Genomic DNA, 18,812 nt, shown 5'->3' on the forward strand with positions numbered 1-18,812 from the left:
GTCAGAACTTTTCCGGCACGTACCGGTATGGATGATCGGGTTCCTGGTACCCCTTGGCTTTCTGCCGCTTGGGCAGCTTGATCTTTTCCTTGGGGCCGGCCGTGTAAGGAATATGCTCGAGCAGATGGCTGATGATGTTCAGCCGCACCCGCTTTTTGTTGTCGGAGCGCCCAACAAACCAGGGCGCAATCGCGGTGTCGGACGCCTTGAACATGTCGTCGCGCGCCCGCGAGTAGTCGTACCAGCGGCTGTAGGAATCCAGATCCATCTTGGTCAGCTTCCAGGTCTTGCGCTCGTCCTCGATGCGGGCCTGCAGCCTGCGGGTCTGCTCGGCTTCGCTGACTTCCAGCCAGTACTTGAAAAGCAGGATGCCCGAATCGACCATCACGCGCTCGACCAGCGGGATGGCCTTCAGGAAGGCGTCGACCTGGGCCTGGGTGCAGAACCCCATGACCCGCTCGACGCCCGCCCGGTTGTACCAGCTGCGGTCGAAGATCACGACCTCTCCGGCCGCGGGCAGGTGCGGCAGGTAGCGCTGCATGTACATCTGGGATTTTTCGCGGTCGGTGGGGGCGGGCAGCGCCACCACCCGGAAGATGCGCGGGCTGACGCGCTCCGTGAGGGCCTTGATCGTGCCGCCTTTGCCGGCGCCATCGCGCCCCTCGAACACGACGCATACCTTGGCGCCCGTGGCCACAACCCATTGCTGCAGCTTGACGAGTTCGACATGCAGCAGGGCCAGCTCTTTGTCGTACTCTTTTCGGGACAGGCTGGCGGATTCGGCCGCCTCGGGAGGGGTTTTCTGCTTTTTCTTGTCGGCCATCATCGCTCTCCGGAAATCCCGCGTCACGGATGAAAGGCGCAATCCTGCGCCACCCTGGACTTTGAATATATTGCTGATCGGCCCCTTTTGGGAGCGTGTTACCAATGAAATTAAGGTGCCGGAACCCCACCATTCATGGGCAAGGCACCCGGACGCGCACGTGGCGGGCACGACACTTGCTGTGGGGATTGACGGCCACGTTCCGCTGGCCGCAGCCAACCCCGAGGTGAGAAAAATGGAACCGAAGAATTCCGTTGGGCAGGCACCTTCCCAAGACAACGCCGTCGAAGCGACCTCCACGCCCGATGATCTGCCGGTGCGCCCGGCAGACCACAAGGGCGCTCATGCGCCCATCCGGCCGTCGGACGCCAGCGACAACGCGCAGGGCGACGAAGTCAGTGACGAGGTCAGCGACGAGGATCTCGAACCCTCGGACGCCACCGCCGACGATCCCGTGCCCGGCGACGCCAAGCGCACTTCCTGATTTGCCAAGGAGATTCGCCATGATTGCAAAGACCGCAATGTTGGGTGTGGCCGCCGTGCTGGGCGCGGCCTGCGCCACGTCGCCGGCGTGGGCGCAGGGCGCCCCGCAGTCCGTGACCGAAGTCCGTGTCGATGTCGCCAAAGTCGAGGCGGGCTATCGCGCCTCGAAAATCATCGGGGCGACGGTCTACAACGGCAAGAAGGACAAGCTTGGCACCGTGGACGACCTGATCATGGGCCCGCCGGACTGGGCCCCGTACGCCGTGCTGTCGGTGGGCGGACTGCTGGGCGTGGGCAACCATCTTGTGACGGTGCCCCTGTCGAAGATGCAGGTGGCCGCGGACCAGCTTCAGCTTCCGGATGCGACCAAGGACACGCTCAAGGCGCTGCCCGAATTCAAATACGCGAAATGACAGGAGACGCCATGCAGACAGAACCCGTTGTCGCAACCCCCCAGGCCGAATCCCGTGCGCCGTCGCTCTTGCGGCAGCTTAAGGATATCGACGCGCGCCGGCCGGATTTTCCGGGCGAGCATCTCATCGTGTTTGGCGCCGGCGTGCTGCTGATGCTGGCCGGCATGCGCAGCCGGACGGTCTTGCGCCGCACGGTGATCACAGCCGCAGGCACGGCGCTGGTGGGCCGCGCGGCCAGCGGAACCGGGGGCATCGCCCGCGTCGCCCGCCTGGTCAAGCGCCTGGGCTGAGCCGGGCATCGCGCAGGAGACAGCGATGGCAGCACGAACCATCTGGAAAGGGGCGATCTCCTTCGGACTCGTCCACATCCCCGTGGGCCTGCACACGGCCACGACCGAATCCGGCGTCGATTTCGACTGGCTGGACAAGCGATCAATGGATCCGGTCGGTTACAAGCGCATCAACAAGCGCACGGGCAAGGAGATCGACAAGGACAACATCGTCAAGGGGGTGGAGTACGAGGACGGCCAGTACGTCATCGTGTCGCCCGATGAAATCGCGGATGCCTATCCCCGGACCACCCAGACGATCGAGATCCAGCAGTTCGTCGACGCGCAAGGCGTGCCCTTCGTCTATCTGGAGCGTCCTTATTACGTGGCGCCCATCAACAAGGGCCACAAGGTGTATGCCTTGCTGCGCGACACGCTGGCCAAGACCGGCAAGATCGGGATCGCCAAAGTGGTCATCCAGACCAAACAGCACCTGGCGGCCCTGATTCCGTCCGGCGACGCGCTGGTGCTGAACCTGATGCGTTGGGGCGACGAGGTCAAGTCGCTGGACGGCCTGGACCTGCCCAAATCGGGCGCCCGCAACATGACGCCCAGCGCCGCCGAAATGAAGATGGCCAAGATGCTGGTGGACGACATGTCCGGCGAATGGGATCCGTCGCAATATAAGGACGAATTCAAGGCCGCGGTGATGGATCTGGTGGAAAAGAAGGCACGCGCCGGCAAGACCGAGACCGTCATCGAGCCGCAGGAGGAATCGCCTGCCTACGCCGACAACGTCATCGACCTCACTGAATTGCTGCAGCGCAGCCTGAAGGGCGGCAAGGGCGGCAAGGGCGGCAAGGCGCCCGCCAGCGCCGCGAAGAAGGCCGCCAGGACGCCCGCCAAAAAGACGACGGCGCGGGCCGCCGGCAAGACGGCGAGCAAAAGCGCCAGCAAGACAGCAGGCAAGGCAGCAAGCAAGGCAGCGAGCAAAACCCGCAAGGCGGCGTGACCATGGCCGACCCCCTGAAGAAGTACCGCGAAAAGCGCAACTTCAACGTGACCTCGGAGCCCGCCGGCGGGGGCGAAGAGAATGCGCAGGCACGCGCCTTCGTCGTCCAGAAGCACTGGGCAAGCCGGCTGCACTACGACTTCCGCCTGGAATTGGACGGCGCGATGAAGAGCTGGGCCGTGCCCAAGGGGCCGTGCTACGACCCGGCCGTCAAGCGCATGGCCGTCCAGGTCGAGGACCATCCGATCGCCTACAACCAGTTCGAGGGGCAGATTCCCGAAGGCCAGTACGGGGCGGGCAAGGTCATCATCTGGGACGAGGGCCAGTGGATGCCGGTCGGGGATCCGCGCAAAGGCTATCGCGACGGCCACCTGAAGTTCGACCTGCAGGGCGTCAAGCTGCAGGGGCGGTGGGCCCTCATCCGGCTCAAGGGCAAGGAATCCGAGAAGCAGCCGCCCTGGCTGTTGATCAAGGACCGTGACGATTGGGCGCGGCCCGAGCGCGAGTTCAGCGTGGTGGATGAAATGCCCGACAGTGTCGTGCCGCTGCGGCAGGCGCGGCACGGCGCGCACGGCAAAGCGGCTGAGGCGGCCGAGGCCGCCGAGGAGGAGACCGAGGACGCCGCCGCCCGGCTGCCGGGCGTCGCCTCGGCGCTGCCCGAGCGGCTCAAGCCCCACCTTGCCACGCTGGTGGACGGCGTGCCCCGGCACGCCCCGGACTGGCTGTACGAGATGAAGTTCGACGGCTACCGGCTGCTCGTGCGGATAGAGGGCGACGACGTGCGCCTGTACACCCGCAACGGCCACGATTGGAGCGCAAAGCTGCCGCATCTGGTCCAGGCGTTCAAGGCGCTGACCGCGAAGTGGGCCTGGGTGGACGGCGAAATCGTGATGCTGGACCGCGATGGAATGCCGAATTTCCAGTCGCTGCAGAACGCCTTCGATGGCCAGCGCACCCAGGACATTGTTTTCTATGCCTTCGATCTGCCCTTCATCGGTTGCCGGGACCTGCGCCAGGAGCCGCTGGACGTGCGGCGCGCGCTGCTGCGGCAACTGATGGACACCGCCCGGGACGACTGCCTGCGCTTGAGTGAACCGCTGGACGCCGCGCCCGCGGATCTGGTGGCGACGGCGTGCAAGATGGGACTGGAAGGCATCATGGCCAAGCGCCGGTCCTCGCCCTATGTCTCGCGCCGCAGCGACACCTGGGTCAAGGTCAAGTGCGCGCGGCGCCAGGAGTTCGTCATCGTCGGCTATACCGCGCCCAAGGGCAGCCGGGCCGGACTGGGCGCATTGCTGCTTGCCGTCACGCAGTCCGACGGCAGTCTGCGCTATGCCGGCAAGGTCGGGACAGGATTCGATGACCAGAGCCTCGTTGCCCTGCAAAAGCGCCTGGCGGCCATCGAAACCGAACGCAAGCCTGTGTCGGGCGCGCCCGCCGCGGGCGGCGTGCGCTGGGTCAAGCCGACGCTGCTCGCGGAAGTGTCCTTCGGCGACTGGACCCATGGCGGCCATATCCGCCATGCGGTGTTCCGGGGCCTGCGCCAGGACAAGCCGGTGCGGGCAATTTCCAGGGAGAAGGCCGTGCCGGTCAAGGACATCGAGGACGACGCCGCCATCGGCCAGTCCGCCAAAAAGTCATCGCGCGTTGCAAAAACGGCGCGTCCCAAGGGCGGCAAGCTTACCCACCCGGATCGCGTCATCGACCCGTCCACCCAGCTCACGAAACTGGATCTGGCCCGTTACTACGGGCTGATCGCGCCGCTGATGCTGGAGCACCTGAAGGGCCGCCCGGTGTCGTTCCTGCGCGCGCCGGCCGGCATCGAGGGGGAGTTCTTTTTCCAGAAACACCTGGAAGCCGCCATGCCGGGCGTGAAGGCGCTGCCGGCGCGGCTGGATCCGGATCATCCGCCCTTGCTGGAAGTTCCGACGCAGGAAGCCATCCTGTCGGCCGTCCAGATGAATGTCATCGAATTCCATACCTGGAACGCCGTCAAGACGGCCATCGGCAAGCCCGACCGCATGCTGTTCGACCTGGACCCGGGCGAGGGCGTGGCGTGGCCGACGATGCAGCAGGCCGCCGGCCTGGTGCGCGTGCTGCTGCGGGAAATCGGCCTGCAGGCCTGGCTCAAGACCAGCGGGGGCAAGGGGCTGCACGTGGTTGTGCCGCTGCGCAGGCAATACGGGTGGGACACGGTCAAGGCGTTTTCCCAGGCCATCGTGCAACATCTGGCGCGCACGCTGCCGCAGTTGTTCGTGGCCAAGAGCGGGCCGAAGAACCGGGTGGGCAAGATATTCGCCGACTACCTGCGCAACGGCTTCGGCGCGACGACCGTCTGCGCCTGGTCGGCGCGGGCCCGCCCCGGGCTGGGCGTCTCCGTGCCGGTGGCGTGGGAAGAACTGGACAAGCTGACCGGCGGGGCGCACTGGACCATCCGCGACATTCACGGCCGGCTGGACGTGGGCAACGCGCCCTGGGCCGACTACGCCCCGCAGTCGCTGGGCCGCGCCATGGCCGCGATGGAGTTCAAGCCATGATGCGCGCGCCTGGGGCGACGGCCGCCGCGCAGGCCGCCATTTCAATTCGTTGCATCCGGCCGAGGGGCCGTAGGCAAAATGCGCCAAGCATGATTACCCTTTTGCAGCACCCACGCCGCAAGGAGGCTTCCTATGCCACCCCCTGTCTCTCCCTCGGGCGTCATGGACCGCCCGGACGGCTACGGCGTTGTCAGCCGAAGCCTGCATTGGCTGATGGCCGCGCTGCTGGCCTGGCAGTTCACCAGCGCGGCGGTGCGGCAGCTCCTGCCCGAAACCCCGATCGAGGCGTTTTTCTGGTCCACCCACACCTCGCTGGGGTTCCTGCTGCTGATCCTTGTGCTGCTGCGCGGGGTCTGGGCGCTGGTGAACCTTGGGCGACGGCCGGACAGCGGCCTGCTGGCGGGCCTGGGGCACCTCGTCCTGTACCTGCTGATGATCGCCATTCCCACGCTCGGGATACTGCGTGCGTATGCGCGCGGCCGGGGATATTCCCCGTTCGGCATTCCGGTTTTCAGCCCGCGCGACCAGGAGATCGAACCCCTGGTCGAGCTTGCCAATGCCTGGCACGGGCTCCTGGGCTGGACCCTGCTGGCGCTGATCGTCGGGCACATCGGCATGGCCTTCCTGCATCGCCGGGCGGACGGGCGGCGTGTCTTGACGCACATGACCAAAGGGTCGTGACGGCCGGGCCGCCCCTATGCAAAGGAGGCAATCATGCAGCGCGATGAGCTGTTGGCCCTGATGATTTCGGTTTCCGCGCCCGCGCCCCGGCTGGACGAATGGGACCGGGTGCTGTCGATGTATGCGGGATACCTGGAGGAGGTCGCCCCCAAACTGTCGGAAAAGGAACTGGGCAATTTCATCGGCGCCGGCGCCATGTTCTATCGGACGCTATGCCAGGCCAACGCCTATCGGCAGGAGTCCGTGTGGGGGCGGCGCAAGAAGGAGGGCTAGCGGGGACGGGCGACGCGCAGGGCGGTCGCCCGGGTGGCCTGGCCGCTCATGCGACCAGGCGGTACGCCACGCCCAGGCTGAACAGCAGCGCGGTGCCAAGCGCCCAGAACGCCAGCGACAGCCAGGCGCTCAGGGGGACGCGGGCCGACGGCTCCGCCTCGCCGGGATGGCGCGGCGACGGCGGAATCTCCTCGTTGGCCGCACTCGGGCAGGGCGCGATCGGTGCGGCGCCGGCCGGGCGAGGGGTTCCCAAAGACACCATCATATTTCCGACCTGGGTCGGGGCAAAAACGGGTTCCGGCGAGCTCATGGGGGTCCTCCGTAATCAGGGTTAGGTGACCAAAGGCGCAACCCCTTCAGCAAGCGGCGTGCCCGGCCGGTCGCCGCCATGTGGACGGTCCGGACGCCCGGCACTTCCCGTCTCCCCCTCAAACACTTACGATACCGGCAGGCGTCGGGCGGATTCCGCCGCGCTTGCCCGAATCGACTGACACGTGACGGCCGCATTTCAACCACGGAGCATTCATGAACGGTTACCCAGATACTCTTCTCCTGATCGACAACGAATGGCGCGAGGCCCGCGGCGGCGCGCGCATCGACGTCGTCAACCCCGCCACCGGCCAGAAGATCGGCCAGGTGGCCAGCGCCGGCCGCGAGGACCTCGACCTTGCGCTGGCGGCTGCGCAGCGCGGCTTCGAGACGTGGCGCGACACGTCCGCCCATGAGCGTTGCGCCATCATGCGCAAGGCGGCGGTCCTCCTGCGCGAGCGCGCGGACGACGTGGCGCGCCTGCTGACGCAGGAACAGGGCAAGCCGCTTGTCGAAGCGCGCGGCGAAGTCCTGGCCGGCGCCGACATCATCGACTGGTTCGCCAATGAGGCGCTGCGCGTCTACGGCCGCATCGTGCCGGCGCGCAACCCGGCGGCCCAGCAACTGGTCATCAAGGAGCCGGTCGGCCCCGTCGCCGCGTTCACGCCCTGGAACTTCCCGGTCAACCAGATCGTGCGCAAGCTGGGCGCGGCCCTGGCCACCGGCTGCTCCTTCCTGGTGAAGGCGCCCGAGGAAACTCCGGCCTCGCCGGCGGCGCTGCTCAATTGCTTTGTCGACGCGGGTATCCCGAAGGGCGTGCTGGGCCTGGTGTTCGGTTCGCCGGCCGAGATCTCCAGCTACCTGATCCCGCATCCGGTGATCCGCAAGGTCACCTTCACGGGCTCCACGCCGGTCGGCAAGGAGCTGGCCGCGCTGGCGGGCCGCCACATGAAGCGCGTCACCATGGAACTGGGCGGCCACGCCCCGGTGATCGTGGCCGAAGACGCCGACGTGGAACTGGCCGTCAAGGCCTCGGGCGGCGCGAAATTCCGCAACGCCGGCCAAGTCTGCATTTCGCCGACGCGCTTCCTGGTGCACAAGAACGTCAAGGCGGCGTTCGAGCAGGCGTTCGTCGCCCAAGCCGAAAAGCTCAAGCTGGGCGATGGCCTGACCGAAGGCACCACGCTCGGCCCGCTGGCCAACGACCGCCGCCTGGCGGCCATGGACAAGATCGTCAAGAACGCCAGCGAGAAGGGCGCACGGATCGCCACCGGCGGCAAACGCGTGGGCACCGCGGGCAATTTCTTCGCGCCCACGATTCTCACCGACGTCCCGCTCGAGGCCGATATTTTCAACGAAGAGCCGTTTGGTCCCATCGCGGCGATCCGCAGCTTCGAGACGCTGGATGAAGCCATCCGCGAAGCCAACCGCCTGCCCTACGGCCTGGCCGCCTACGCCTTCACCCGCTCGTTCAAGTCGGTGCACGAGCTGTCGCGCCGCCTCGAAGTGGGCATGGTGTGGATCAACCAGCCCGCCACGCCGTCGGCCGAACTGCCGTTCGGCGGGGTGAAGGATTCGGGCTACGGCTCCGAAGGCGGCCCCGAGGCGCTGGAAGCCTATCTCGTCACCAAGGCGGTGTCGGTCGTCGGCGTCTGACCTCGTGTCAGGCCCGCGCGCCTGACCCGATCCCCCGCCGGGCTGGATCCGGCGGGGGATTCTTTTGGCCGATAGGCGCCCACTTGCGCCTGTCGCAAAATGGCGCAGCCCCTCGCGGCGCTCTCCAATTGATATGGGTGCTTACGCACCGTTGCCGATCCGGCCCTCCCTGCGCAGGTAAGGTCTCCCTGACAATGTCGACCCCGGAGATTCACGCATCGATGCTTTCCTTGCCGCCCACCAAGTCCCTTGCCCGGCACAGAACCTCAACCGGCCCGGCCATGAGCTGGCTGCAAGAACGCAGGCAGTTCGTCAAGGCGCTGCTATCCAATCCCGCGGCCGTGGGGGCGGTGGCCCCTTCGGGCGCGGCGCTTGCGGCGGCCATCACCGAAACGATCCAGCCCCAGGGCGGTAAAGTCCTTGAACTGGGCTGCGGCACTGGCGTGTTCACCCGTGAAATGCTGCGCAAGGGCATCGCGCCGTCCAGTCTGGTCCTGGTCGAGCAGGACTCCGAAATGAGCTCCAGCCTGCGCACCCAGTTTCCCGAGGCGGCCGTGCTGCAGGTGTCCGCGCAGGACCTGTCGCGCGACAGCCATCCGGAACTGCATGGCATCGGCGCCGCCATCTGCGGCCTGCCGCTGCGCAACATGAGCCACGTGCACCATCGCAAGCTGCTCACCGCGGTATTTGAGGCGATGCATCCGGACGGCGCCATGCATTTCTTCACGTATGGCGTGCGGTGCCCCATTTCTGCGCGCGTGCTGGAAGACTGCGGCCTGCACGCCCGGCGGGTGCGGTTTGTCCCGCTCAACCTGCCGCCGGCCTCGGTATACAGCCTCAGCCGGGCGCGATGACGCGGCAAGGACGGCGGATGGCCCGTGAACATCGTTTCGAGCCCGGAAACGCCACGGGTTTAAGGTAAGGATCTGTTGCCGTCCCATGCCCCATCGGGCGGGCAGGGCAGCGAGAGGCCGGCAAGCGTGTCGCCCGCCGGCCTTGCTGCTTGCGGGGCGGCAACCAGGCCGCCGCTGGCTAGGCCAGGAAAGTCAGCATGCCGTTGCTCAGGTCGTACATCGACCCGACGATCTTGATCTTTCCTTCCTTTTCCAGCCCCGCGAGGATGGGGCTGTTCTTGCGGATGGCCTCCACGGTGTGCAGGACGTTGGTCCTGGCCACGGCGTCGACGAACTCGGCATTCTTGCCGCTGCGGTCGCCCGTGTACTTGGTCGCCTCGACTGCCGGCTTGATGACCTCCAGGAGCCCGGTCAGGTGACCTAGTTTCACGTTGTCGATGGCGCCGGCCACCGCGCCGCACGCCGTGTGTCCCATGACCAGGATCACTTTGGCGCCCGCCGCCGCGCAGGCGAACTCCATGCTGCCCAGCAGATCGTTGTTGGAAATGTTGCCCGCGATCCGTCCGTTGAAGGTGTCGCCGATCCCGGTGTCCAGGATGATTTCCGCCGGGGCGCGCGAATCGATGCAGCTCAGGATCACCGCCGCGGGAAACTGCCCCAGGGCGCTCGAGCGCTTCTGCGCGAGGTAGTCGTGCTTCTGGGGCTTGCCTTCGCGAAAACGCGCATTGCCCCGCTTCATCATGTCAATGACCTGATCCGGCGTCATCGCGTCGCGCTCCGCCTGCGTGAGCGACGCGGCTTCAGCCTTGGTGGGCGCAAGCGCCACGCCCGCCATCATCGCGGCCGTCCCTGCGCCGACGCCCGCCTTCAGCCAGACGCGCCGTCCCAAGTCCCGAGGGTGCCCTGCCATGCAACAATCTTTGATCGCTTCCATGAGGTGTCCTCTCTTTACAGCCCATGTAGACAGACCGCGGGACGCGGCTATTCATCGATGGGCCGGCCACAGCTTGCCGTTCGCACGGCGAAGGACATTCTCTTCCTGTTTATCCCGGCCGACAACGTTTGGCCCGCGGGGCGCGGCGCCCTGGCGGCCGGGCGTCCTGCCGCCGGAAATCGCATGCGCCCCGATTTTTTCTTGTTTTCCGCGTGCAGGAGTGGCATAGTTTTTTCGCACGATAAGCCCCCCGGCGGCCTCGGGGCGACTCAGCCAGCAGATACGAAAGGTGCCCCATGAGATACCTGTACATCGTATTAATTGTGTTGCTTACGGCGATCGTTCTCTCGTTCAAGGTCCAGAATTTCGATTCGGTCACCTTGACGCTCTGGACCTCCAGCTTCACCTTGCCTGTCTCGGTCCTGGTCATTGGCGTCTATATCCTGGGCATGTTCACGGGCGGGTTCCTCCTCAGCCTGTTGCGTTCCGCCTTCCGCGGCGCCACCGGCCGCCCGGCCGGCCCGACCACGTAGCAACGCTTCACTGCCCGCCTGGCCAGGCGCGGCGCGCCTTGCGTCCGGGCGCGAACGTACCCCTAGGAGCCTCCCGATGAAACGGCTATTCCTTGTCCTGTCCACCTGCGTGCTGGCCGGTTGCGCCGGCACCGTCGCGACCAAGAGCGATCTGGCCACGTACGGCACGCCGCCCAGCGACGACGACCTCTATCAGTACATGTCCACGCTGCGGGACGCGATGCCCCCGACGCGCTACGTCAGCTACCGCGACAAGGGATATGCGGACTCCGTGAAGAAGGCCACGGTCATCGGCGAAGACGGCAAACCGGTGTCCGGCTGGGAGTACGACTTCGAAGTGGCCGGCTACGACCAGATCGGCCCCGATCAGCCGCAATGGACGGCGCGGCGGGTCCTGTTCTTCAATGGCCGTCCGATAGGCGGCTTCGACGCGAATGGGAAGTTCATGCGTACCAGCGCACAGCCGGCGGCGCCCCAGGCGCCCGCGCCGGCGCAGCCGCGATAGGTCCGTTCCTCCCAACCCGCCGTACCGGAGAGCCATCATGCACAAGCATCTGCAGGCAGCCAAGCGCCGCCACCTCGACATCCTCGCCGCGGGCGCCATCATCGGGCTGGCCGCGGTCCTGGCCGGCTGCGCCAACCCGACGGCCTCATCGCGCGTCTACACCTTCGACCAGGCGCAGCGTGCGCAGACCGTCACCCTGGGGTATGTGATCGGGGTGCGGCCGGTGACGATCCAGGCCAGCCAGACCTCCGGCATGGGCGTCATCGCGGGCGGCGCCCTGGGCGCCGTGACGGGCAGCGCGATAGGCGGCGGCTCCGGCCGGCGCATCACCACGGTCGGCGGCGCGGTCGGCGGCGCCATGGCCGGCAATGCAATCGAGAACGCCAGCACCCGCAGGCAAGGCCTGGAGATCACCATCCGCCTGGACAGCGGCGACGTTCGCGTCATCACCCAGGAAGCGGACGTGCCGATTTCGACGGGACAGCGCGTCCAGGTCGTCACGCAGGGCGGCGTGAGCCGGGTGGTGGGTATTTGAGCGGTATTTCTGCGGTGCGCGTGGCAAGGCTGGGGCAGGGCGGCGGGGCCTCTCGCGGCCTGTTGCGGCCCGTTGCGGCGATTAGACGGCCTATTTACCGCATAATTTGCGGCGAATAGCTTGCTGATGCAGTGATTGGCGCGCATAATCTCCGCATGAAAAGCGGAGATTACCTCTACCTCTGGCAGGACGCGGATTGGCCCCACTGGCGCTTTGACCTCGCCGCGCTCGCCGGGCCGCTGGCCGACGTCAGCCGGGCACAGGGCCTGCTTATGGGCCGCCTGCGCGACGTGGGCATGCCGCTGCGCGATCAGGCCAGCCTCAGCGCCTTGACCGAAGACGTCGTGAAGACCAGCGCCATCGAAGGCGAGGTCCTGAACGTGGAGTCCGTCCGTTCCTCCATTGCGCGCCGCATCGGCGTGGACATCGGCGCGTTGGCGCCCGTGGACCGGCACGTCGAAGGCGTCGTCGAAATGGTCCTGGACGCCACCGCCAACTGCCACTCGCCCGTCACGCGCGACCGCCTGTTCGGCTGGCATGCCGCGCTGTTTCCCACGGGCTACTCCGGCATGTCCAGAATCAGCGTGGGCGCGTGGCGGACAGACGCCGACGGGCCGATGCAGGTCGTTTCCGGTCCGATCGGCCGCCAGCGCGTGCACTTCGAGGCCCCGCCGGCCACGCGCCTGGAGGCCGACACAGGCGCATTCCTGGCATGGCTGAACGGCGCGCCGCACGGCGCCGGCCTGCACGCGATGCCGCCGTTGCTCAGGGCCGGGCTGGCGCATCTGTGGTTTGTCACGCTGCACCCGTTCGACGACGGCAACGGCCGCATCGCCCGGGCCATCGGCGATCTGCTGCTGGCGCGCGCCGACGGCAGTCCGCAGCGCTTCTACAGCCTGTCCGCCCAGATCCAGCGCGAACGCAACGCCTACTACGCCATCCTGGAGCAGACCCAGAAGGGGTCCATGGACGTCACGCAATGGCTGGCGTGGTTCCTCGCCACGCTGCATCTCGCGGTCGATCAGGCGCACGGCGTGCTGGACGGGGTGCTGGCCAAAACCCGTTATTGGCAGCGCTGGGCGGCCGAACCGCTGAACGAGCGCCAGTCGCGGATGTTGAACCGGCTGCTGGATGGCTTCGAGGGCAAGCTCACCACCCGCAAATGGGCCGCCATCGCCAAGTGTTCGCCCGATACCGCGCTGCGCGACATCACCGACCTCCTGAACCGGAATCTCTTGCGCAAGACCGACGCGGGCGGGCGCAGCACCAGCTACCAGTTGGCGGATTGAACCGGGCAGGGCGCGTCTTAAGATTCGCTTCATCCTGTCGCGTATAGTCGGCGCATGCGCATCCTACTGGCCGAAGACGATGTATCCCTGGGCGAGTCGATCGAGTCCTGGCTGGAACTCGACGGCTACGTCGTCGACCGCGTGACGCGCGGCGACCTCGCCGAGACGGCGCTGGCCACGCACGACTATCACTGCGTGCTGATCGACCGGGGCCTGCCCGGGCTGACCGGCGACGACCTCCTGCGCCGGCTGCGCGCGCGGCGCGACACCGTGCCCGCCATCATGATCACCGCCCGCGACGCGGTACCCGATCGCATCGAGGGGCTGGACCTGGGCGCCGACGATTACCTCGTCAAGCCGTTCGACCTGGAAGAGCTGTCGGCGCGCATACGCGCCGCAATGCGCCGCCGCGACGGCCATGCCGAACCCGCGCTCAGCCATGGCGGCGTGACGCTGGACGTGGCGGCCAAGCAGGTCCAGTTCCAGGGGGCGCCCGTGGACCTTACCGCGCACGAGTTCGCCATCCTGCACGCGCTCATCCGCCGTCCCGGCCACATCGTGTCCCGGGCGCAGTTGGAGGAATCGCTCTACGGCTGGGGAGACGAGGTCGAAAGCAACACCATCGAGGTCCACATCTACAACCTGCGGCGCAAGCTGGCCCCCGATCTCATCAAGACGGTGCGGCGCCAGGGCTACCGCCTGGCGGACTGACATGCGACGGCCCAGGACCTTCCGGCCCGCGCGCGGCTATTCGCTGCGCCGGCGGCTGATCACCACGACGCTGGGCTCCAGCATCCTTGTGGGGCTGGTCAGCACCTTGATCGTGCTGGCGATTGCGCGCAACGAGGTCAACGACGCCTACGACGACTGGCTGGAAGAGGGCGCGCGGCTGGTCCTGGCGCTGGGCGAGGGCAGCATCGGCCGCGATGCGGCAGAACCCCGGCCCATCGGCGCCCAACCCGCGCTACGGCTGGACTACCAGCTCGTCTCGCGCAGCGGCGAGGTCCTGCTGCGCGGCGAAGACGCGCCCAAGCGCCCATTCGTGGACCCGGCGCGCCGCGGCGACCGCTATTACGACGTGCGCGCCGACGGCGAAGACTGGCGCGTCTACGTGCGCCACCACGACACGCTGGGCTTTTCGGCGCAGGTGGGACAAGAACGGGACGACCGCAGCGATCTCATCTGGGACATGCTCGAATCGCTGGCGTGGCCGCTGGTCGGCCTGTGGGTGCTGCTCGGGCTGATCAACGGGATCCTGATCCGGCGCCTGCTCAAGCCGCTGCAGCGCATGACGCGCGGCATCGAAGCCCGGTCGCCGTCTGACCTTTCGCCGCTAGCCGACGACAGCCAGGCGATCGAAGTCCGGTCGATCACCGCGGCCCTGAACCAGCTGCTGGGCCGCCTGGACCGTGCGCTGGAGGCCGAGCGCCGCTTCACCGCCGACGCGGCCCACGAACTGCGCACCCCGCTGGCCGCCCTGGCGTCGCGCATCCAGGTGCTGCAACGCAGCCACCCGTCCGACCAGGCGCCCGCGCTCGCGGCCCAGTTGCAGCGCCTGCGCGCCGACATGATGCGCGCCACCGCCCTGGTCGAAAACCTGCTTCAGCTCGCGCGCCTGGACCCGCAATCGGCCGACGCCTTGCCGCGCGAGCGCATCGCCGCGCAGGCGCTGCTGCAGGACGCCGCCGATGCCTGCGCGCAGGCGGCGGCCAAGCGCAACGCCGTCATCACGATCGACGCACGCGAAAGCGTCCTCTACGGCAACCGCGATGCCCTGTACACCGCCCTGCGCAACCTGATCCACAACGCGGTGTCCTATGGGCGCGACGGCGGCCAGGTGCGCGTCGCCGCCCAGCGCGCCGGCCAGCACATCGCGCTGACCGTCAGTGATGACGGCGAGGGCGTGGCGCCGGCGGAACTGGAACGGCTGACGCAGCGTTTTTTCCGGGTTCTGGGCACCAATGTCGCTGGAAATGGCCTGGGATTGTCCATCGTGGCCCGGGTGGCGCAGGTCCACGGGGCCGAATTGCGGTTCGGGCCGGGGCTGAACGGCCGGGGGCTGGGCGTGACGCTGCTTCTGCCGCTGGAAGGCGCGACGACGACCGTGCGCGAAAGCTAAGGTCCGCTTCATCTTCGCGGCGTCAAATGGCGCCATGTTCAACAACGGCGCGCAAATCGCGCAAGGAGCCACGCCATGACCAAGACCCCTCGTCAATCGACCTTCGCTCGCACGTTCCTCGTCAGCGCCGCGCTGGCCGGCGCCCTGCTCGCGGGCGGGGCCCACGCCCAGGGCTACACCGGGCCCAGCACCGGCAAACCGGCGGCCCAAGGGTACAGCGGCCCCAGCACCGTCGCCGTCACCACCGTCAAGGAACTCCTTGCCAACGGGCGCGACGACCAGAACGCCATCCTGCGCGGCCGCATCGTCTCGCACGATGGCGACGACCACTACACCTTCGATGACGGCACCGGCCAGATCCGCGTCGAAATCGATAACGACGACTTCCCGGCCGGCCAGAAGATCGACGACAAAACCCAGGTCGAACTGCGCGGCGAACTCGACCGCGACCGCAACAGCATCGAATTCGACGTAGACAGCGTGCGCGTGATGTAGGGCGCCGACCGGGTCGCGCGAAGGCGGGCGCATACGTTATCCTGTCGGGCTGGCGCAAGCATGGCGCAAACCGGCCTTGTCCCGGGCGGTTCAGCCCATACTTGCACCAGGGCGCCTGATATCCCCATTCAGTCGTCGCGCCCGTCGCCCTCCCGGCGACCCCGATCCGCCACCGAGTGCCTGTTTGTCGTGAACCCCGTTACACCCCAAGCCGCTGCCCCGCAGCCAGAAGCCTCCATCCGCGCCACCGTCCGGCTGCCCATCCGTCTTGCCGACGGTTCCGAGGCGCTCGCGCTGGCCTACAGCTTCCACGGCCTGGCCGATGGCCGCGACCATCTGGCGCTCAAGTTCGGCGAGCCGGGCGCAATGCCGCTCGTGCGCCTGCATTCCGAATGCATGACCGGCGACGTCTTCGGCTCGCTGCGCTGCGACTGCGGGCCGCAACTGCACGAAGCCTTGCGTCTGATGAGCAAAGAAGGCGGCTACCTGCTGTATCTGCGCCAGGAGGGCCGCGGCATCGGCCTTTACTCCAAACTGGACGCCTACCGCCTGCAGGAACTGGGCCACGACACCTACACGGCCAACCTGGAGCTGGGGCATGGCCTGGACGACCGCGACTACACGCCCGCGGCCCAGATGCTCAGGGCGCTGGACGTGAACGATCTGGAACTGCTCACCAACAATCCCGACAAGCGCACGCAACTGGAGCGCATGGGCATCCGGGTCAGCGGCTGCCGCCTGACCGGGGTCTATCCGAACGAACACAACAAGGGCTATCTGCTGGCCAAAGCCTTGCGGACTCAGCATCGGCTGGAGCTTGGGCAGACCGAAGATTGACCTGGTAATCGCCGGCAATGGGCAGTTGATGTCCCTCGGCGTTAATAGCCAGGTAATCAGCATGCTGCGGGCCGCTCAGACGCCATCGGCCCACGCCACGGCGTCGTGAGGATGCAGGCTTTCCAGATGCCGCACGTGGGTGCGGGGGGCTTTGAACCGCGGGCGCAGCGCGGATTGGATCCGGCGGGCGGCATCTTCGACGAACATCAGGTTTTGGCCATTCAAGGCGGCAAACGCCTGTTCGTCCGCCCGCTTGACGGCCGTCTGTACGGGCGTACCCAAGGCGTCCTCGATGGTATCGATCAGCGCCAACAGATTCCAGGTCTGCTCGTCGGGCGTCTGCGTTATCTCGACGCGGGCCTCGCTGCGCTGGCTGTGAGGGGTCGCAATGCTGGCATGCTGGCGCAGCCAGGCGGCCACTGCCTCGGGCGCGATGCTTTCCTGGTTTGCAAAGGCGCCAAGGAACGCTTGCTCAACCAGTTGCCGCGACAGGGCAGCCGAACAAGGGCAGGTAGAAGAGTAGGGGACCGTGACCTGAGTCTCAAGCGCATGGACGCCATCGCGTACCACCGCGCGCAACTGGACCGGGTAGGCCTTCCAGCCTGCCAGACCGTCGGACACCAGGGCGGGGCGGCGAACCAGCAAATCGAACGACAAGCAGACGCGCGCGCCCCGGCTTTCGCAGTCTTGATGGCTTGCCACCATGGCATCCAGCACGTTGCGCAGCGCGGCGGGCGTAAGGTCGTGGGGATCACTCAGGTGGTCCAGCTCCCGGTAGAGTCGCGACATGTGGATTCCCTTGACATGTCGCGCGGGAAGGTCCACTTGGACATCGGCGCGCGCATGGAGTATCCGGCGATAACCCGGCTCTGCCAGGACGACGGGCAGATCGATGCCTTGCATGCCCACCCATTCCAGGGAGCTCAAGCTCGGGGAAGACTCGTTGATTGAAACGTCGGGAAGTACGGTGTCCACAATAATGCTCGGAATTGCGTTGAATTGCCCCCCCACGCCACGCGCGGAGCGGCTAGTAGGTCAGGGCCAGTTTGGAAAGGGGTTCTTCCAGGTCTTCCAGACGTGCGGACCCTGGGCCATCTCTTGATCGGTGAGCAAACAGGCGTCAAAACGGGTTCGCAAGGCAGCCTCGTCCATATCCATGCCTATCACCACCAGCTCCTGGCGCGCGTCGCCTACGCCGTCGACCCAATTCTTGCGGATGATCGCCACGTACTCGGGGTCCTCGGGCCAACGTTCCGGGGGCATGGCAGCCCACCAGTAGCCGGCCGCCCCATGGCGGGCCACCGCGCCGGCCTGCGACCAGGAGCCAGCCATCTCCGGATGGCTGGCCAGCCAGAAATAGCCTTTGGAACGCACAACGCCGGGCCATTCGCTCTCGACATAGGCAAAGAACCGTTCTGGATGGAAGGGGCGACGAGCCCGGTAGACAAAGCTTCGGATCCCATATTCCTCGGTTTCCGGCGTATGTTGCCCCCGCAGTTCGCGTAGCCAGCCCGGCGCCTTGGAGGCCTCATCGAAGTCGAACAACCCGGTGTTCAGCACCCTGTCCAGGGGCACCTTGCCGAACTCGGCCGTTTCAATGCGGGCGCGGGGATTGAGCTTGCGCAGGATGGCCATCAGCCGCTCGCGCTCATCGTCTGCGATCAGATCCACCTTGTTCAGCACGATGACGTCGCAGAACTCGATCTGTTCGACCAGCAGGTCGACCACCGTGCGCTCATCTTCCTCGCCGAGGGATTCTCCGCGCTCCTGCAAGCTTTCGCGTGAGCTGTAGTCGCGCAGGAAGTTGTATGCGTCGACCACGGTCACCATCGTGTCCAATCGGGCAAGTTCACCCAGACAGCGCCCATCCTCGCCCTCGAACGTGAAGGTTTCCGCGACGGGCAAGGGCTCGGAAATTCCGGTGGACTCGATGACCAACTGATCGAAGCGGCCTTCGTTGGCGAGCCGTTCAACTTCGATGAGGAGGTCCTCGCGCAAGGTGCAACAGATACAGCCATTGCTCATCTCGACGAGCTTCTCGTCCGTGCGGGACAGCTCGGCGCCGCCTTCGCGTACGAGCGCGGCATCGATATTGACCTCGGACATATCGTTGACGATCACGGCAACGCGCCGGCCCTCGCGATTGTTCAGGATGTGATTGAGCAGCGTGGTTTTCCCGGCGCCGAGAAAGCCGGAAAGGACCGTGACGGGCAGATGGCGGGCCTTCGCTTGGGGTAATCCGGTATTCATGTTCG

The 18,812-nt window shown here is 66.7% G+C and carries 22 protein-coding genes; 17 read left to right on the plus strand and 5 right to left on the minus strand.

The features are described 5' to 3' along the window. Nucleotide 1: 1 nt before the first annotated feature. Entirely contained in the window at nt 2-823 is an 822-nt protein-coding gene (gene ppk2 / locus ACZ50Q_RS14405) for a polyphosphate kinase 2 (protein WP_464078737.1), read from the minus strand. Nucleotides 824-1,058: 235 nt separating this feature from the next. Here ppk2 and ACZ50Q_RS14410 point away from each other — a divergent pair, with 235 nt between their 5' ends. The 7 genes from ACZ50Q_RS14410 (at nt 1,059) to ACZ50Q_RS14440 (ending at nt 6,491) form a co-directional block, all read left to right on the plus strand. Then, entirely contained in the window at nt 1,059-1,307 is a 249-nt protein-coding gene (locus tag ACZ50Q_RS14410; RefSeq protein WP_464078738.1) for a hypothetical protein, read from the plus strand. Between the two features lie 19 nt (nt 1,308-1,326). Further along, a complete protein-coding gene (locus tag ACZ50Q_RS14415) occupies nt 1,327-1,719 on the plus strand; it encodes a PRC-barrel domain-containing protein (protein ID WP_076520804.1) in 393 nt (130 codons plus the stop codon). An 11-nt stretch (nt 1,720-1,730) separates the two neighbouring features. Beyond that, on the plus strand, nt 1,731-2,009 hold the full coding sequence (locus tag ACZ50Q_RS14420; protein WP_464078739.1) for a hypothetical protein: 279 nt from the start codon (nt 1,731-1,733) through the stop codon (nt 2,007-2,009). A 25-nt stretch (nt 2,010-2,034) separates the two neighbouring features. Next, entirely contained in the window at nt 2,035-3,000 is a 966-nt protein-coding gene (gene ku, locus ACZ50Q_RS14425) for a non-homologous end joining protein Ku (RefSeq protein WP_464078740.1), read from the plus strand. 2 nt (nt 3,001-3,002) lie between these two features. Continuing rightward, on the plus strand, nt 3,003-5,537 hold the full coding sequence (gene ligD / locus ACZ50Q_RS14430) for a DNA ligase D (RefSeq protein WP_464078741.1): 2,535 nt from the start codon (nt 3,003-3,005) through the stop codon (nt 5,535-5,537). A 132-nt stretch (nt 5,538-5,669) separates the two neighbouring features. Beyond that, the gene (locus ACZ50Q_RS14435) at nt 5,670-6,218 is read left to right on the plus strand and encodes a cytochrome b (protein WP_254791918.1); all 549 of its coding nucleotides are present in this window, start codon (nt 5,670-5,672) and stop codon (nt 6,216-6,218) included. 33 nt (nt 6,219-6,251) lie between these two features. After that, nucleotides 6,252-6,491 (plus strand): DNA-3-methyladenine glycosylase, encoded by a 240-nt coding sequence (locus ACZ50Q_RS14440; RefSeq protein ID WP_464078742.1) that lies wholly within the window; start codon nt 6,252-6,254, stop codon nt 6,489-6,491. A 46-nt stretch (nt 6,492-6,537) separates the two neighbouring features. Here the strand turns inward: ACZ50Q_RS14440 and ACZ50Q_RS14445 are convergent, their stop codons facing one another. Continuing rightward, a complete protein-coding gene (locus tag ACZ50Q_RS14445; protein ID WP_156902855.1) occupies nt 6,538-6,801 on the minus strand; it encodes a hypothetical protein in 264 nt (87 codons plus the stop codon). Between the two features lie 215 nt (nt 6,802-7,016). On the opposite strand from ACZ50Q_RS14445, the gene ACZ50Q_RS14450 reads away from it, so the two are divergent. After that, nucleotides 7,017-8,456, plus strand: coding sequence for an NAD-dependent succinate-semialdehyde dehydrogenase (locus tag ACZ50Q_RS14450; protein WP_076520811.1), 1,440 nt, complete (start codon nt 7,017-7,019; stop codon nt 8,454-8,456). 281 nt (nt 8,457-8,737) lie between these two features. Further along, a complete protein-coding gene (locus tag ACZ50Q_RS14455; RefSeq protein WP_464078743.1) occupies nt 8,738-9,310 on the plus strand; it encodes a class I SAM-dependent methyltransferase in 573 nt (190 codons plus the stop codon). Nucleotides 9,311-9,488: 178 nt separating this feature from the next. Here ACZ50Q_RS14455 and ACZ50Q_RS14460 read toward each other — a convergent pair whose 3' ends face one another. Continuing rightward, nucleotides 9,489-10,244 (minus strand): carbonic anhydrase family protein, encoded by a 756-nt coding sequence (locus ACZ50Q_RS14460; RefSeq protein ID WP_464078744.1) that lies wholly within the window; start codon nt 10,242-10,244, stop codon nt 9,489-9,491. Nucleotides 10,245-10,540: 296 nt separating this feature from the next. Here ACZ50Q_RS14460 and ACZ50Q_RS14465 point away from each other — a divergent pair, with 296 nt between their 5' ends. The 8 genes from ACZ50Q_RS14465 (at nt 10,541) to ribA (ending at nt 16,557) form a co-directional block, all read left to right on the plus strand. After that, nucleotides 10,541-10,777, plus strand: coding sequence for a LapA family protein (locus ACZ50Q_RS14465; protein WP_076520814.1), 237 nt, complete (start codon nt 10,541-10,543; stop codon nt 10,775-10,777). 76 nt (nt 10,778-10,853) lie between these two features. Beyond that, nucleotides 10,854-11,282: a hypothetical protein gene (locus tag ACZ50Q_RS14470; RefSeq protein WP_076520815.1), complete on the plus strand. Its 429-nt coding sequence runs from the start codon at nt 10,854-10,856 to the stop codon at nt 11,280-11,282. Nucleotides 11,283-11,319: 37 nt separating this feature from the next. Then, nucleotides 11,320-11,817, plus strand: coding sequence for an outer membrane lipoprotein (locus ACZ50Q_RS14475; RefSeq protein ID WP_076520816.1), 498 nt, complete (start codon nt 11,320-11,322; stop codon nt 11,815-11,817). A gap of 155 nt (nt 11,818-11,972) precedes the next feature. Then, nucleotides 11,973-13,106, plus strand: a complete 1,134-nt coding sequence (locus tag ACZ50Q_RS14480) for a Fic family protein (protein WP_464078745.1) — start codon at nt 11,973-11,975, stop codon at nt 13,104-13,106. 54 nt (nt 13,107-13,160) lie between these two features. Then, on the plus strand, nt 13,161-13,817 hold the full coding sequence (locus tag ACZ50Q_RS14485) for a response regulator (RefSeq protein WP_092576099.1): 657 nt from the start codon (nt 13,161-13,163) through the stop codon (nt 13,815-13,817). Between the two features lies 1 nt (nt 13,818). Next, nucleotides 13,819-15,225 (plus strand): ATP-binding protein, encoded by a 1,407-nt coding sequence (locus ACZ50Q_RS14490; RefSeq protein ID WP_464078746.1) that lies wholly within the window; start codon nt 13,819-13,821, stop codon nt 15,223-15,225. Between the two features lie 75 nt (nt 15,226-15,300). Next, nucleotides 15,301-15,720, plus strand: coding sequence for a YgiW/YdeI family stress tolerance OB fold protein (locus ACZ50Q_RS14495; RefSeq protein ID WP_464078747.1), 420 nt, complete (start codon nt 15,301-15,303; stop codon nt 15,718-15,720). Between the two features lie 255 nt (nt 15,721-15,975). Then, a complete protein-coding gene (gene ribA, locus ACZ50Q_RS14500; RefSeq protein ID WP_369825620.1) occupies nt 15,976-16,557 on the plus strand; it encodes a GTP cyclohydrolase II RibA in 582 nt (193 codons plus the stop codon). A gap of 75 nt (nt 16,558-16,632) precedes the next feature. Here ribA and folE2 read toward each other — a convergent pair whose 3' ends face one another. Both folE2 and zigA read right to left on the minus strand, forming a co-directional pair. Further along, entirely contained in the window at nt 16,633-17,532 is a 900-nt protein-coding gene (gene folE2, locus ACZ50Q_RS14505; protein WP_464078748.1) for a GTP cyclohydrolase FolE2, read from the minus strand. 60 nt (nt 17,533-17,592) lie between these two features. Continuing rightward, nucleotides 17,593-18,807 carry a zinc metallochaperone GTPase ZigA gene (gene zigA / locus ACZ50Q_RS14510; RefSeq protein ID WP_464078749.1) on the minus strand — a complete coding sequence of 405 codons (1,215 nt, stop codon included), beginning with the start codon at nt 18,805-18,807 and terminating at the stop codon, nt 17,593-17,595. Nucleotides 18,808-18,812 lie beyond the last annotated feature (5 nt).

This window comes from Achromobacter sp. T5-5 (genome assembly GCF_055397965.1).